This is a genomic window from Brevibacterium luteolum (assembly GCF_025147615.1).
Taxonomy (GTDB): domain Bacteria; phylum Actinomycetota; class Actinomycetes; order Actinomycetales; family Brevibacteriaceae; genus Brevibacterium; species Brevibacterium luteolum.
Genome location: NZ_JALXPM010000022.1, coordinates 18,972 through 34,488 on the forward strand (window position 1 = coordinate 18,972; position 15,517 = coordinate 34,488).

At 67.4% G+C, this 15,517-nt stretch carries 14 protein-coding genes; 11 read left to right on the top strand and 3 right to left on the bottom strand.

From position 1 onward, the window contains the following. Nucleotides 1–217: 217 nt before the first annotated feature. From M3C25_RS07145 to M3C25_RS07155, 3 genes are read right to left on the bottom strand one after another with little or no spacing between them, the layout of a single operon-like run. Nucleotides 218–1,201, bottom strand: coding sequence for a hypothetical protein (locus tag M3C25_RS07145; protein ID WP_259855509.1), 984 nt, complete (start codon nt 1,199–1,201; stop codon nt 218–220). 48 nt (nt 1,202–1,249) lie between these two features. Continuing rightward, nucleotides 1,250–2,389, bottom strand: coding sequence for a P-loop NTPase family protein (locus tag M3C25_RS07150; RefSeq protein WP_259855511.1), 1,140 nt, complete (start codon nt 2,387–2,389; stop codon nt 1,250–1,252). Between the two features lie 26 nt (nt 2,390–2,415). After that, entirely contained in the window at nt 2,416–3,933 is a 1,518-nt protein-coding gene (locus M3C25_RS07155; RefSeq protein ID WP_259855513.1) for an LPXTG cell wall anchor domain-containing protein, read from the bottom strand. 289 nt (nt 3,934–4,222) lie between these two features. Here M3C25_RS07155 and dcd point away from each other — a divergent pair, with 289 nt between their 5' ends. The 11 genes from dcd to M3C25_RS07210 all read left to right on the top strand — a co-directional run bounded on the left by dcd (nt 4,223) and on the right by M3C25_RS07210 (nt 15,516). Beyond that, the gene (gene dcd, locus M3C25_RS07160; RefSeq protein WP_165883951.1) at nt 4,223–4,825 is read left to right on the top strand and encodes a dCTP deaminase; all 603 of its coding nucleotides are present in this window, start codon (nt 4,223–4,225) and stop codon (nt 4,823–4,825) included. 10 nt (nt 4,826–4,835) lie between these two features. Then, the gene (locus tag M3C25_RS07165) at nt 4,836–5,831 is read left to right on the top strand and encodes a hypothetical protein (protein ID WP_259855516.1); all 996 of its coding nucleotides are present in this window, start codon (nt 4,836–4,838) and stop codon (nt 5,829–5,831) included. A 121-nt stretch (nt 5,832–5,952) separates the two neighbouring features. Then, nucleotides 5,953–8,967, top strand: coding sequence for a Na+/H+ antiporter subunit A (locus tag M3C25_RS07170; protein ID WP_259855518.1), 3,015 nt, complete (start codon nt 5,953–5,955; stop codon nt 8,965–8,967). Further along, nucleotides 8,964–9,446, top strand: coding sequence for a Na(+)/H(+) antiporter subunit C (locus M3C25_RS07175; RefSeq protein ID WP_170273760.1), 483 nt, complete (start codon nt 8,964–8,966; stop codon nt 9,444–9,446). Before M3C25_RS07170 ends, M3C25_RS07175 begins: the two co-directional genes overlap by 4 nt. Then, nucleotides 9,443–11,023, top strand: a complete 1,581-nt coding sequence (locus tag M3C25_RS07180) for a Na+/H+ antiporter subunit D (protein WP_259855520.1) — start codon at nt 9,443–9,445, stop codon at nt 11,021–11,023. The genes M3C25_RS07175 and M3C25_RS07180 overlap by 4 nt, the downstream gene beginning before the upstream one ends. Then, a complete protein-coding gene (locus M3C25_RS07185) occupies nt 11,020–11,682 on the top strand; it encodes a Na+/H+ antiporter subunit E (protein ID WP_170273759.1) in 663 nt (220 codons plus the stop codon). The genes M3C25_RS07180 and M3C25_RS07185 overlap by 4 nt, the downstream gene beginning before the upstream one ends. Beyond that, nucleotides 11,679–12,176 (top strand): MrpF/PhaF family protein, encoded by a 498-nt coding sequence (locus tag M3C25_RS07190; RefSeq protein ID WP_170273758.1) that lies wholly within the window; start codon nt 11,679–11,681, stop codon nt 12,174–12,176. The genes M3C25_RS07185 and M3C25_RS07190 overlap by 4 nt, the downstream gene beginning before the upstream one ends. Next, complete coding sequence (mnhG, locus tag M3C25_RS07195; protein WP_170273757.1) at nt 12,166–12,543, top strand: monovalent cation/H(+) antiporter subunit G; 378 nt, start codon at nt 12,166–12,168, stop codon at nt 12,541–12,543. The genes M3C25_RS07190 and mnhG overlap by 11 nt, the downstream gene beginning before the upstream one ends. Nucleotides 12,544–12,585: 42 nt before the next feature. Then, a complete protein-coding gene (locus M3C25_RS07200; protein ID WP_165883944.1) occupies nt 12,586–13,335 on the top strand; it encodes a response regulator transcription factor in 750 nt (249 codons plus the stop codon). Then, nucleotides 13,335–14,756 carry a sensor histidine kinase gene (locus M3C25_RS07205; protein WP_259855547.1) on the top strand — a complete coding sequence of 474 codons (1,422 nt, stop codon included), beginning with the start codon at nt 13,335–13,337 and terminating at the stop codon, nt 14,754–14,756. Before M3C25_RS07200 ends, M3C25_RS07205 begins: the two co-directional genes overlap by 1 nt. Nucleotides 14,757–14,787: 31 nt before the next feature. Then, on the top strand, nt 14,788–15,516 hold the full coding sequence (locus M3C25_RS07210) for a hypothetical protein (protein ID WP_259855522.1): 729 nt from the start codon (nt 14,788–14,790) through the stop codon (nt 15,514–15,516). Nucleotide 15,517: the final 1 nt, after the last annotated feature.

Sequence of the window (15,517 nt, forward strand, 5' to 3'; positions counted from 1 at the left end):
GTGTAGTAGGGGTTTGAATCCGCCGGCCTCGAGGAGGCTGCGGGCGATGTAGTGGGTCAGGTTCCGGAAGCCGAGGGCGATACCGCGGAGGTGTTCGAGTCGGTCGTGGGACTGCTGAAGGTTTGGTTGACTTCACGACTGGATAGATTCCAGGAGGGATAGAAGTCATGCCTAAGACCTATACCGATGAGTTCAAGCAATCAGCGCCCGGCGCCCATCACCCGCCGAGCTCGGCGCCGCTGTTGGGTTCGACGCGCACCTCATCGCCGGTGACGATCACCTCGGCACCGAGGGTGAACGGCACCTCCTCACGGAAGTCGAACTCGAACCCGGTGACGCTGTCGCGGTAGGTGCCCGACACCTCGGCGACGGCGGGACTGCGCACCAGCGAGAGCTGTGAGCCGGCGCTTTTCAGGCTCACCTGCGGATCCTCAAGCATCCGCCAGGACACGTCGCCGAGGATCTCGTTCTCCGTCTCATAGCCGAACGTGCAGCCGGTCGGCATGAGCGTGGTCGCCTTGACGCAGCCAGCCAGGTGCTTCTCGATCTGGCGCTCGACCTCGGCGCTCAGCGCCGGGGTGGGGGTCGGCTGCAGGGCCACCCCCATGTCGTCGGAGCTGCTGGTGACCACCACCTGCTTGACCTCGGAGGTGAGGTACTCGGCATTGAAGCCGATGTTGTAGCTCATGGGGAACAGCACCGGCACCGGCCCATCACCGGCCGGCACCTCGACCCCGTTGACATCGGCGGTACCGGAGCCGCTGATCTGCAGCGACAGCTGCGGCCAGGAGTCGACGGCGATCGCCCAGCGCTCGAACAGCCCCCACGTGGCAGGCCCCTGCTGGAGAGTCAGATCGGTGGTGCGGGTGGCCGAGCCGAGGTTGTAGCGCACGCGCACGCGGGCGGTGTCGCCGTCGCGTTCGCTGGCGGTGATCCGCACGTGCTCGGGAACGGCCGGGGCACCGGCGAGCACCGCATCGGTCAGCGCGTTCTGCGGGGTGCGCTCGCTGTGCGATGGGGCTGCGAGCATCCCGAGCGCGGCGGCGGCATCCCCGTCGGCCAGGGCGGCGAAATAGGCGTCGACGGCCCGGGCGGGGGAGTAGACGGTGAGGTTGAGCAGCGGCACGGCGCCTGCGGTGAGCGCGATGATGAGCAGGCCGGCGATGAGCAGCGCGCGGGCGCGCCCGACCATTCGCCTCATCGCCTGTTCCCTCCGCTCTGCGCCGCCGGCCCGGTGGCCTGGGTGCGGCTAGTCCACGTCAACAGGATAGGCGTGCATGCGGGAGGTATCGACCTCGATGTGCACCCGCGCGCCGACCCGCACGTTCGACAGCGTCTCGGCGACGGTGGCACCGAGCCCGGGGTGCAGGACACCCCACTGCGGTGACCCCTCCGTGCCCGAGGCGGTGGGCGCCTCGACATCGGAATCCGGGCTGGGCGCAGGCTGAGCGGGATCAGCCGGGGGCGTGCGGAAATCGAGCACATCGGCTGTCATCGCCAGGCCCACCTCGGTGTCAGAGGGGGAGACGACGATCTGCAGGCGAGAACCGCGATCGCGGATGCCGACGATGAGGGCTTCGAAGACGGTCTCGGCGGTGAAGACGGGATCGAACTCGTCGAAGGACATCGTCGTCGCATCGGTGGGGATGGTGACGAAGACCTTGCCGTCGAGCTCGGTGCGGGCACGCACCTGGGAGTGCCCGATGGAGAGCCAGCCGCGGCGGGCCAGCCCGGAGAAGACGTTGACCCCGGCGAACGATGCCGCCAGGTTGCTGCGCGGGCTGCGCAGCATGGAAGCCAGCTCACCTGAATCGGCGACCTGGCCCTTCTCGACGACGACCGTCGTTCCCCCGGTGGTCGCGGCGTCGAGGAGGTCATTGCTGGCCAGGATGAGCCCGAGCCCGAACTCTTCGCACACTCCGAGCAGTCTTCCTCGCACACCTGCTCGAAGGTCACCGGGCAGGCCGGCGAAGGGGTTGTCCAGGATGGGCCATTGTGCGCCGCTGACGAGCGCTGCCGCCATGTGCAGGCGCACGCGCGTGTCGGGGCCGAGATCACCCAGGCGGGTGCGGCGCAGCCGGTCATAGGAGAGCCCGAAGGCGTCCAGGGCATGATCCGGATCGACCGGTTCGGGTTCACCCTGCTGGGGTGTTCCCGAACCGGCGATCCGGCGGAGGTAGGCGGTCACGCTGAGCCTGCGTGCCCCGTCAGGCGCCGGCACCACAGCGGTGCGGGGCAGCGCAGCCACCCTCTCAAGCACATGGGAGACATCGTCCCGGTCGCCCATGACGACCAGGCGGTCCCCGCGGTCAAGCGGAGCGGAGACGAGCGGTCGCCCGGACACCTCGACTGTGTGGACAGCGAGGTGCCCGGGGTCGCGCATCGTCACAGCAGCCTGCCTTCTGAACTCTCAGCTCAGATGTCGGCAGGTCCGTTGCCGCCGGCGGTGCGGCGGCGGGTGATGACGACAGCGGCTGCGCCGATGACGAGCAGGCCTGCGCCCATCGCCAGTCCGGTCAGCTCAGCACCGGTGCGCGGCAGATCCGTGCCACCGGAGGTGTCCTTCTTCGTGTCACCGGTCGTCTCATCGCCGACCGACGAGCCGTTGGTGATGACCGTGAAGCTGCCGTGCAGCGCCTGGTCACCGTCGGCTGCGGCGTCGGACGGGTGGACGGTGACGTTGTACTGGCCGAGCACCGGGGTGGTCACCGCACGCACACGGAAGGCAGCCACACCGTTGTCATCGGCGGTGACCTCCGTGGTGTACTGCTTGACCTTGCCCTGGGCGTGGTTGACGACCATAGTGATCTTCTGGCCCGGCTCGAAGTTCTCACCGATGATCTTGACGCCGTCCTTGCCGAAATCGGCAGAGGCGATCTCCAGCGGATCGATCGTCAGCTTCGGTGCGGCCTTCTGCTCATCTGAGTCCGTCGGCTGGCCGGTGGGCACCGGCGACTTGCTCGGCGTCGTCGTCTCAGATGGGGTCTCAGAAGGCGTGGCGCTCGGGGTGTCGCTCGGGGTTGCCGACTCCGAGGGATCGCTGGTGGCAGACGGGCTGTCCGACGGGCTCGGGGTGCCTGTCGGGCTCGGCTCCTCGGTCGCGGCAGCGGTGACATCGAAGGTGGTCGTTGCGGCCTTCTCTGCACCCTCGGCCCTCACCTCGACGGTGTAGGTGCCGGGCTTGACGGCGATCTCGAGCGGAGAATCGCTGTCGCCGCTGGCCGGTGTGGCCAGGGCGTCGGCGGTGCGCGCGCCCTTGACGGTGAAGGCGAGCTTGCCGTCCTTGTCGGTGGTGACGTTCGCGTTGACCGTCTGGGGCTCTTCGCCCTGCTTGGCCGGGGCCGTGACGGTGACATTCGTCTTCAGCTCGGGCGAGAAGCCCTCGCCGGAGAATGCGACTCCGTCGGAGGCGAACTCCTTCTCGTTGACGTCGGCAGCGCCGGCCTTGAGCTCACCGATCTTGACCTCAGGTGCCGTCGGAGTATCCGACGGGGTCTGGGTTGGCGTTTCGGTGGCGGTGGGCGTCGGCGTCGGAGCCGGCGCGTCGGAATCGGAGACGACCTTGAAGGACACCTCGGTCGACTCGACCTTCGAGTCGTTGCCGACGAGCTTGAGCTTGTACTCACCGAGCGGCACCTTGGCGTCGCCAGTGGTGGTGAAGAAGTACGAGCCGTTGACTTCACCCTTGTCGTTGACGGTCAGCTTCTTCTCGGCCTTGTACTCGGTTCCGTCGGTTCCGGTGACGGTGACGCTCGCGGTCTTGTCACCGCTGAACCCGCTTCCGGAGAACTTGATGCCCTTGTCCTCGTCGGTGATGTCGGACTGCGTGACAGTCTCGGATTCGACAGTGGCTTCGGGCTTCTTCGTGTCGCCCTGCGCGGGCGGACTATCGGGCGCAGTGCTGGCGGACGCGACGGCTGGTACGGCAAACATGCCGGAAACCGCTACGGCGACTGCGGGGGCAAGAACAAGACTCTTGGAAGTCTTCACAGTTCGGCCTTTCGGTTGTGGAGGCTACGTCCACGCAGAAGGCGACGAAGTGCGTCCAGGGATGACCCTGGCATTCCCGGCTTCCTTTGGTCACAAAGGGGGAAGGCACCATCGGCGCGGGCGTAATGTCACAACCCACTGTAGAGCATCTGTCCAGCTCTCGGTGAGTTTTCTGTGAACCAGCCCGCTGGAAAGTGACGAAATCGTTGCCAAATCGCGATAGATTGGCAGGGTGACTCTGCTATCTGATCGTGACATCCGCGCCGAGATCGACGCCGGGAACGTGCGTCTGGACCCCTACGACCCGGAGATGATCCAGCCGGCGAGCATCGACGTGTGCCTCGACCGCTACTTCCGGCTCTTCGACAACCACAAGTACTCCGTCATCGATCCCTCCCAGGAGCAGCCGGAGCTCACCCGCTTCGTCGAAGTCGACCCCGAAGGCCCCTTCGTCCTGCATCCCGGGGAGTTCGTCCTCGCCTCGACGCTCGAGCTCATCTCGCTGCCGGACAATATCGCCGCCCGGCTCGAAGGCAAGTCCTCCCTCGGCCGCCTCGGCCTGCTGACCCACTCGACTGCTGGATTCATCGACCCCGGCTTCTCCGGTCACGTCACTTTGGAGCTGTCGAACGTCGCGACCCTGCCGATCACTCTGTGGCCGGGCATGAAGATCGGCCAGATGTGCTTCTTCGCCCTGTCCTCCCCAGCCGAGCACCCCTACGGCTCGGATGCCGCCCGCAAGAACCGCTACCAGGGTCAGCGCGGGCCCACCGCCTCGCGCGCGTTCATGAACTTCCATCGCGCGCCCATGACCGGCAACGGCCCAGACGACTGACACCACCGCCATGAGCGCACCAGCCACTCCCGACCCGCGCACCCCCGAAGTCCTCGCCGGTGAGCACCTGCTCATCGTCGATGCCGGGCTGGAGGCCAGCGACGTCATCGCGCTGCTGTCGAACCTCTACCCGCGGCTGCCCGAACCCGAGGCGGTGGCACCGGCGATCAGCACCGCACCTGAGGTGCTGCGCTGGCGGATGACCCGCCACTCGGCCCTCAAAGGCCCGATCTACCTGCCGGCCGAGGCCCGCACGCGGCTCGGGCTGCCCGACTGGGCCGATGTCGTCTTCGCCCTGTCCTGCCCCCGCGACCGCGAAGACGCCCCGCCTCCGGAGTGGTACTCCGATGCCGACGGCCTCGAACGCCACTTCCCCGACGGCCTGCCCGAACGCGAAGAGGGCCGGTCCCTGGCCGCGCTCATCGCACTCGCCCGCCGCCTCCACGTCGCCGTCCGGCTCGCCGACGAGAACGGGCGCACCAACCGGATCATCACCCCGGACCCCGAATCCCACATCGACATCTTCGTCTACTCGCCCTACTGGCTCGCCCCAGACGTGCTGCTGGCCCGGCTGCGCGAACTCGAACCGAGCGCCGACCTGCCTGGCCCGCTGCCCCCGGAGCAGGAGGCCCGCATCAATGAGCTCATCGACTCCGGCATCGTCGACCCCGACGAACCCGTCGTCCTCGACGGCTACGAGATCACCGTCGGCCTCGACGAGCTGGGACCGGCCGCCGGCAGCATCGCGGTGCGCGTCAGCGTCGAGACCGCTCTGCCGCGCATCGTCACCGAACACCTCGGCGAGACCGCCGTGTGCTACCACCTGACCTGGATCGACACCGATGACCGCCGCTATGACCGGCACCCAGGTGCGCGGCTGTCGAACCTGCGTCGCACCGCCGCCGTGAGGCTCGAGGAGATGGCCGCCTCCGTCATCTCCGGGACTGCCGGCATCGCAGTGGACGAAAGCGGTTTCCTCGTCACGGAGAACCAGCTGCGCGGCTGACAGGAGGATCTGACGTCGATGCTGACCAGCATCGATCCCCTCGCCGCTTTTCACCGGCACCGGCGGATATGCCAGAATAAGAGGCGTGGACCGCTGGGGGTGAGGTGACAGCATGGCAGTGATGACAGGAGCATTCTTCCTGGCTGCCGTCATCGCCCCGCTGTTCATCCGGTTCCTCGGCCGCACCGGCTTCGCCGCGCTCGCACTCGTCCCCGCCGCTGGTCTCGCCCTGTCGCTGTCGCTCGCCCCGCTCATGCTCACCGGCGCCGAGGTGTGGGTTGAGTCCTATCGCTGGATTCCGGCGCTCGACATGTCGCTGGTGTTCCGGATGGACATGCTCTCGTGGATCTTCTCCCTGCTCGTCACCGGTGTCGGGGCGCTTGTCTTCCTCTACTGCGCGCGCTACTTCGATGCCGATGAGCTCAGACTCGGCCGCTTCGCCGGGATCCTCATGGCGTTCGCCGGGATGATGTACGGGCTCATCGTCGCCGATGAGATGCTGCTGCTCTTCATCTTCTGGGAGGGCACGACGATCTTCAGCTACCTGCTCATCGGCCAGTACCACTCCCGGCAGCAGACGAGGCGTGCGGCGCTGCAGGCCCTCATCGTCACCACCGCCGGCGGGCTGTCGATGCTCATCGGGGTCATCCTCCTCGGCAACATCTTCGGCAGCGGCAAGCTCTCCTCGGCCGTCCAGCGCGGCTTCGAGGCCGGCTACCACGACGGTCTCGTCATCGCCGCGATCGTCCTCATCCTCGTCGGCGCGGTCTCGAAGTCCGCGCTTGTGCCCTTCCACTTCTGGCTGCCCGGCGCCATGGCCGCCCCCACCCCCGTCAGCGCTTACCTGCACGCCGCTGCGATGGTCAAGGCCGGCATCTACCTCGTCATGCGCTTGGCGCCGGGCTTCAGCACGATGCCCGGCTGGCATCTCATGCTGCTGAGCCTCGGCATCGCCACGATGTTCATCGGCGCCTGGCAGGCCCTCAAGCAGTACGACCTCAAGCTGCTGCTGGCCTACGGCACCGTCTCGCAGCTGGGCTTCCTCACCATCGTCTCGGCCTTCGGCAGTCGCGACCTCACCACCGCAGCGCTTGCCCTGCTGCTGGCCCACAGCCTGTTCAAGGCGGCGCTGTTCCTCATCGTCGGCATCATCGACCACCGTGCCGGCACTCGCGACCTGCGCAAGCTCTCCGGCTATGCGCGCTGCTCACCGCTGCTGTTAGCCCTCACCCTCATCTCGGCTGCCTCGATGGCCGGGCTGCCGCCGACGCTCGGCTTCGCTGCCAAGGAAGCCGTCTTCTCCACGCTGCTGGCCGACGGCTCCAAGGAAGGCGTCATCGCACTCATCGGCGTGACCGTTGGCTCGATCCTCACGGTCGCCTACTCCGCCCGCTTCGTCTGGGGTGCCTTCTCCGTCAAGCCCGGCGTAGAACCGGTCGACTCCGGATCCGACAGCCCGCTGCTCATCAGCTCCCCGGTGCTGCTGACCGCATTGACCCTGATCGGCGGCTTTGCCGCCTCGTCCGTTGACCGGCTCATCAGCCCCTGGGCCAGCCAGCTGCCGGTGACCGGCAGCGGACAGCCCTACCATCTGGCGCTGTGGCACGGGCTGGAGCCGGCACTGCTGTTCAGCCTTCTCATCATCGGCCTGGGTCTTGTGCTGTTCGCCTTCCGCACCCGGGTCAGGTCCTTCCAGGCGGCGATGCCCGATGGACTCGACTTCCACCGCGGCTACCGCTGGACCGTCAGCTGGCTTGAGTCCTTCGCTGCCGGCGTCACCGCCCGCACTCAGCGCGGTTCGATGCCGTTCTACCAGGGCGTGATCTACCTGTTCGCGATCGTCACGATCGTCATCGCCCTCATCCTCAACGACACCTGGCCCGCCGAGGTCAGCTTCACCGACTCCTGGCTCCAGCTGCTCATCGCCAGCGCCCTGATCATCGGCGCGATCGCCGCAGCGACTGCGGACAAGCGCTTCGCCGCCGTCGTCGTCGTCGGCGTCACCGGCTATGGCATGACCGTGTTCTTCGCCCACCAGGGCGCACCCGACCTGGCACTGACCCAGGCGCTCGTCGAGACCATCACGATCGTCGTCTTCGTCCTCGTGCTGCGCCGCCTGCCGGCCCGCATCGGCCGCTCAGCCGGTCGCCTCTCACCCTCACTGCGGGCGCTCATCGGCGCCGGCTTCGGCATCACCATGATGGTGGTGGCCTTCGTTGCGTTCAGCGCCCGGGCCGACGCCTCGATCGGTGACATGTTCCCGCGCCTGGCCTACGAGATCGGCCACGGAACCAACGTCGTCAACGTCACCCTCGTCGACATCCGCGCCTGGGACACCCTCGGCGAACTCTCCGTCGTCGTCGCCGCGGCCACCGGCGTCGCAAGCTTCATCTTCGTCCGCAGCCGTGAAGGCACCCTGCAGCGCATCGACGCAAACCGGCCCAGCGTCTTCTCTCGCCTCTACCGTCCCGTCGAGGACGATCTCGCTCCGGCGTGGGCGCTGGCGGATGAGAAGGAGAGCTCCGAAGAGCGCCGCAGCGCCTGGCTGCTGGCTGGACGGACCCTGTCGCCGGCCAACCGATCGATCATGCTCGAAGTCATCGTCCGGCTCATCTTCCACGCTGTTGTCGTGTTCTCCGTCTATCTGCTCTTCGCCGGACACAATCTGCCCGGCGGCGGCTTCGCCGCAGGCCTCGTCGCCGGTCTGGCGCTGGCGCTGCGCTATCTGGCCGGTGGCCGCTACGAACTGGCAGAGGCCGCTCCGGTCGACGCCGGCAAGCTGCTGGGCCTCGGCCTGGTCTTCGCCGCCGGCACAGCGGTGGGCGGGCTCCTCTGGGGCAGCACCGTCTTCGACGCGGCATGGTTCGACGTCAAGATTCCCGTCATCGGGGAGATCCACCTCGGAACCTCGCTGCTGTTCGACATCGGCGTCTACCTCATCGTCATCGGCCTCATGCTCGACATCCTCCGCAGCCTCGGCGCCGAGGTCGACCGCCACCACGAAGTCGATGAGCGGCGGCTGGCCGAATCGCTGTCCACCGAACAGGCCCGACCGGACACCCAGCAGCTGCACACGCTTCTGGGCCGGATGGACGATGTCGACGTCGACGGCGGAGCATCGGGAGGACGACTGTGAGTCCCTCGATCGTCATGCTGCTGGCTATGGGCGTCATGTACGCCTGCGGCATCTACCTCATGCTCGACCGGTCCCTGACCCGCGTGCTGCTCGGCTTCATGCTCATGGGCAATGCGACCAACGTGCTCATCATGCTCACCGCCGGCCCACCTGGGCGCCCGCCGCTGACCGACGGGCAGAACCTCTCCGCCGCCGGCATGTCCGACCCGCTGCCGCATGCACTCATCCTCACCGCCATCGTCATCACCTTTGCGATGAGTGCGTTCCTGCTCGCGATGATCTACCGCTCCTGGCGACTGGTGCGCAATGAGAACCTCGAAGACGACATCGAGGACATCCGCATCGCCTTGGCCCAGGGCCGTGACAGCGCCGAGGAAGCCGGCACCAGCGGCGAATACGACGACACCGAATTCGGTGACGAAGCCCAGTCGCCGATCCCCGGTGCCCTCGACCTCGATGAGGAGGATGAGCGCTCATGAGTCTGGCCATGCTCATCCCTCTGCCTGTCCTGCTGCCGCTCATCGGCGCCGGCATCACCCTCATGCTCGCCGGCCGCGCGCGCGCTCAGGCGGCCATCACCATCATCACGCTGCTGGCCGTGCTCGCCATCGACGTCGTCCTGCTCATCGGCGTCGACGCCCGCGCCACCCAGGCATTGGCCGTCGGCGGCTGGGAGCTGCCCTTCGGCATCGCGCTCGTCGTCGACCGGGTCTCAGCGCTCATGCTCGTCATCTCAGCGATCGTGACCTTCGGCGTCCTCCTCTACGCCGTCGGCGAAGAGATGGCCGACACCTCAAACGAGACGCCGGTCAGCGTCTTCTATCCCGCCTACCTCATTCTGTGCGCCGGTGTGGCAGCAGCGTTCGTCACCGGCGACCTGTTCAACCTCTACGTCGGCTTCGAGATGCTGCTGGCGGCCTCGTATGTGCTGCTGACCCTCGGCTCGACCGGTGAGCGGATCCGGGCGGGCGTGACCTACATCGTCATCTCGCTGGTGTCCTCGATCATCTTCCTCTCGGCCATCGGCCTCATCTTCGCCGCGACCGGCACCGTCAACATGGCCCAGCTGTCCGAGCGGATCGGCCGGCTGCCGGAAGACGTCCAGCTGATTCTGCACATCATCCTGCTGCTGGGCTTCGGCATCAAAGCCGCGGTCTTCCCGCTGGCGTTCTGGCTGCCGGACTCCTATCCGACGGCCCCCGCCCCGGTCACCGCCGTATTCGCCGGGCTGCTGACGAAGGTCGGCATCTACGCGATCATCCGCACCGAAACCGTCATCTTCGCAGAATCCGACCTGCGCGTACCGCTGCTGGTCATCGGCGGGCTGACGATGATCGTCGGCATCCTCGGTGCGATCGCCCAGTCGGAGATCAAGCGGATGCTGTCCTTCACGCTCATCTCCCACATCGGCTACATGATCTTCGGCGTCGCCATGGGCACCGTCGAAGGACTGACTGCTGCGATCTTCTACACCCTGCACCACATTCTGGTGCAGACCGCGCTGTTCCTGGCCATCGGGCTTATCGAGCAGCGCGCCGGCTCCACCTCGATCCGCAAGCTCGGCGGACTCGGTGTGCTCGCTCCCTGGATCAGCCTGCTGTTCTTCATTCCCGCTCTCAACCTCGCCGGCATCCCGCCCTTCTCCGGGTTCATTGGCAAGGTCGCGCTCTTCACCGCCGGCTTCGACACGCGCGATTGGCTCATCTTCGTGCTCATTGGCGCGGGCACGCTCACCAGCCTGCTGACCCTCTACGTCATCGGCAAGACCTGGAACTTCGGTTTCTGGCGCGACCCCGACGACGTCGAAGAGCCCACCGAGGAACTCGTCACCGAATTCAAGGAACGCCGCGCGGCCCTGGCCGACGGCCGCCGCTGGACCTCCTCCATCACCTCGGATCCGACAATGGTCTTTGCCACCACCCTCATCGTCGCCGTCAGCGTCTCGCTCACGCTCATCGCCGGCCCCCTGTGGGACGTCTCGTCCCGGGCAGCGGAGAACCTGCGCGGACCCAACACCTACATCACCTCTGTGCTCGATCTGCGAGGTGACCGATGAGTCCCCAGCGGATCCTCTCTGCAGAGCGCAAACCCACCTTGGGCCAGCGGCTTCGCTGGTTCTTCCGCCTGCCCAGTCGGGAGCACTGGCTGCTGCTCGCCGGTCTCATCGCCCTATGGGTGATGCTGTGGGACGATGTCAGCGTGCTGACGGTCGGCACCGGGCTTATCATCGCCTGGACAGTCAGCCGCATCTTCTATCTGCCGCCGGTGGAGTTCTCCGGTCGCATGAACGTCTGGTACGTCATCGTGTTCATCGCCTGGTTCACCTGGTCGATGGTCAAAGCCTCGATCGAAGTGGCGTGGCTGTCGGTGCGCCCGGCGAAGGTGCGCGCCGGCAGTCTCGTCGCCATCGACCTGCACACCCGCTCCGACCTGCTCATCACGCTCGTCGCGCTCGTCGCCGGACTCATCCCCGGTTCCTTCGCCACGGAGATCAACCGAGCCCGGTCGACGATCTACCTGCATGTGCTCAACTGCGCAAGCGATGAGGACGTCGAAGAGGCCAGAGCCCTGGCCTACCGCATCGAATACCATCTCGTGCGCGCCATCGGCTCCGCCCACGACATCGCGATCCTCAACGACTGGCGGCAGGAGAACGGACAGCGGCCGGTGCTCGAACACCTGTCGATCTCCCAGCGGAGGAGGAAGCGCCCATGACGATCGTCGCCGTCATCGCCGGTCTGCTCTTCGCAGCCGCTTTTTACATCACCGTCACCCGCATGATCAAGGGGCCTTCGATCCTCGACCGGATGATCTCCACCGACGTGCTGCTGGCCACCATGCTGTGCGGATTCGGCGGCTTCATCGTGGTCACCGGCCGCACAGACCTGCTGCCGGTCATGCTCGCGCTCGCCTCCCTCGGCTTCGCCGGCTCGGTCGCGGTGTCCCGCTACGTCAGCCGCTCGGAGTCCCGCACCCCGGTCATCGGTGAGTCCCGCGGCACCGCCAAGGCCCACGAGCGTGCGCTGTCGGAATCGAATGTTCCCGGCCGGCACCAGGTCGGTCCGCTGTTCGCCTCCGACGCCGAGGCGGTGGTCGAGCACTCCGCCGCCGAAGCCCTTGCAGACGGCGACGTCGGCGAGGACGTCGTGGAGCTGCACGATCCGGCAGTCGATGCTGACGAGTCGAACGGAGATGAGAATGATCGCTGACATCCTCTCCGGAGCCCTCCTCATCGGCAGCGCAGCGCTGTCGCTGGCCGCATCCATCGGGCTGCTGCGCTTCCCCGATCTCATGAGCCGTCTGCACGCAGGATCCAAGCCGCAGATCCTCGGGCTCATCCTGATGATGGTCGCCATCAGCATCCAGCAGTTCCACTGGGGCGTCATCACCACCCTGCTGCTCATCGTCACCCTGCAGATGGTCACCACCCCGGTCGGCACCCACATGGTCGGCCGCGCCGGCTACCGCACCAAGCACCTGCGCCGCTCGATGCTCTATCGCGATGAGCTCTCCGATGCCGTGGCGCTGGCTGAGGAGCGCGACGCAATCGAGCACGAACGCCGGCAAGACGGCTAAAGTTCGGGATAACAGCAAATCTGAGCCAAGCGAAGGATCTCCATGACTGCGCAGCCCGGTGTCGACAACCGTCCTGTTGTCGTCCTCGCCGACGACGAACCCGATGTGCTCGGTGCCGTCGCCCCGTTCCTGGAACGCTCCGGCCTGCGGGTCATCACCGCACCCGACGGCAAACTCGCCCTTGACGAGATCCGCCGGCACAAACCCGACGTCTGCGTCCTCGACGTGCTCATGCCCGGCGCTGACGGCCGCGAAGTGCTGCGCACCCTGCGCCGCGAGGAGAACTGGGTGCCGGTGCTGCTGCTCACCCAGGTCGGCGAAGCCGTCGAACGCGCCATGGCACTCGAAGAGGGTGCTGACGACTACCTGAACAAGCCCTTCGACCCGCACGAACTCGTCGCCCGCATCCGCGCGGTGCTGCGCCGCACCCGCCACGACGGCCCGCCGCTGGCCACCGCCCCGGTGCTCGTGTCGACCTTCGGGCTGCGCCTGGACCGCACCTCGCGGCGCGTGTGGCTCGGCGACCGCGAACTCGTCATCACGCCCAAGGGCGTGACACTGCTCGAATACCTCATGGTCCACCGCGACGAGCTCATCGAACGCCAGCGCCTGCTCGAGGTGCTGTGGGGCTTCGACGACGCCGTCGGCACCCGTGCGGTCGACTCCCGGGTCGCCGAGCTGCGCCGCGTCCTCGGCGAGGACGCCTCGAACCCGCGCTGGATCGGCACCGTGCAGGGCCGCGGCTACCGGTTCGTCGCCGAGGTCACCGGCGCTGAGAACGCGAGACCGTGATGAACCAGTTCCTCATCTTCGAGATCCGCATCTGGCTGCTGCTCATCCTGGTGCTGCTCCTCCTCGGCCTGCTGATCGGCGCGTTCTTCTACCTGCGCCACCTGCTGCGCAAACGCGAAGCCGCCCTGCGGGCTGAGGAGCGGGCTCGGGCCGAACACGAAGCACTGGCCAACCGCAACCGGATGCTCATCCGCCTCGACCACGAACTGAAGAACCCGCTGACGGCACTGCGCACCTCGGCGGCGACGATCCGCGAACTCGTCACCGAACCGGTTGCCTCATCCAGTGAGATCGAACCGGTCGCCCGGCAGATCGACACCTCCTCCCGCCGTGTGGCCCGCCTGCTGGCCGATCTGCGCAAGCTCGCCGACATCGAATCCCGCGAGATCCACTACCAGCGGGTGAATATGGATCAGCTCATCCACCAGGCCGTCGAAGACGCCCGCACCGCACCCGGTGCCGAGGACCGGATGATCATCGCCACCGTCGCCCGCGCCCCCTGGCGGCTGCCCGATGTGGCTGGTGAAGAGGACCTGCTGATGTCAGCGATCATGAACCTGCTCGGCAACGCCATCAAATACTCCACCGACACCGACGTCATCGAGCTGCGCGCCAATGAGCAGGTCATCAACCAGCACCGCTGGATCGTCATCGAAGTCGCCGACACCGGCATGGGCATCCCCGCAGCCGAACAGGCCACCGTCTGGGACGAGCTCAGCCGCGGCCAACAGGTCCGCGCCGTCGCCGGCTCCGGCATGGGGCTCTCGCTCGTGCGCTCGATCATCAGCCGCCACGGCGGTTCGGTCTCCCTGCTGAGCCAAGAGGGCCAGGGCACCTCGGTCCGCCTCGTGCTGCCGGTGCTCGGCGAAGCACAGCAGCCGGTCGCCCCGCAGGACTACGACGGTGCGGCAGCCGTGGCCGGCTCCCGGCCGGTCGAACCGGTCAACGCCAACAAGGCCGGCCGCGCCGACCAGTCCTTCCGCCCGCCCCGCGCCCCATCCGAGGCCGAACTCGGCCGGATGCTCGGCACCCCGCGCCGCGGATCGAAGCGCCGCCTGCAGAAGGTCGACGGCCAATGGCACGACACCGCCACCGGTGAGACGCTGGGCAACAACGGCCAGCAGCAGCCGATGCCCGGCAGCCAGCCAGGTCCCTACGGCCCGCCGCCACAGCAGGGGATGCCGCCCCAGCAGCCCGGCCGACAGCGCTCGTCGTTCGCCCCGCCGCGGCCTGCGCAGCAGCCCGTCGGATCCCAGCCGGTCGGATCCCCGCCACCGCAGACCCACGCCCCGCAGCAGCCGCAGACCGGGCAGCAGCCGCAGACCGGTCCCGGCCCGCAGCAGCATGGCTCGGGCCCGCAGCAGCACGGCTCGGGCCCGCAGCAGCACGGCTCCGGCTCACCGCAGCCGCCCGCCCACTGACACCCGCTCGCCCCACGACACTGGAGACGCCGTGAGAACACACCGCACACCTCGGGCCCGGCACCGCCGCCCCCTGCGTGCGCTCGCCGCAGCGAGCGCAGTGGCGGTGCTGCTCTCCGGCTGCGGGCTGGTGGGCATCCGCACCTCCGATGAGCCCGGCGCGCCGCTGGGCATCGCCGTCGCCCCGACCCAGGGACCCGCACCCGAACCGACCGAGACCGGCCCGCAGATCCCCGAGGGCTGGAAGATGCACCGGGCGGATTTCGCCGGCGAGTGCGCCTCCCGGCTCGAGGTCGCGCTGCCGCCGAATGCCAAACCGGTGCCGGGCTCTGAGCGCGGCAGGTACATCTTCTACACCTTCGGGTCCCCCGATGAGCAGATGACGATGCACATCACCTGCGAGGAGAGTTTCCGGCAGTCGCCGCAGGAGGAGCTGCAGTTCAAGAAGGAATACGAGTTCGACTACGGCGACACCAACGGCAAGAAGCTCGCCGACCGCGACATCCGGGTCAAGAACGGCGCCGGCTGGGCGTACAAGTCCGAACTCGGCGCCTCAGCGATCCAGTTCATCGGCACCGACGCGGAATCAGGGTACGGCTTCACCGTCCACGCCTCGCATCAGGCTGAGGGCCGGATGGAGACCGTCAGCGTCAACACCGCAGCAGGTGACGGGAATCCGGCCTCTGTTGAGACGGCTGAGAAGATCGTCCAGCACGTCTTCCTCGAACATGAACAGCTCATCATCCCCGACTGGCAGTAAC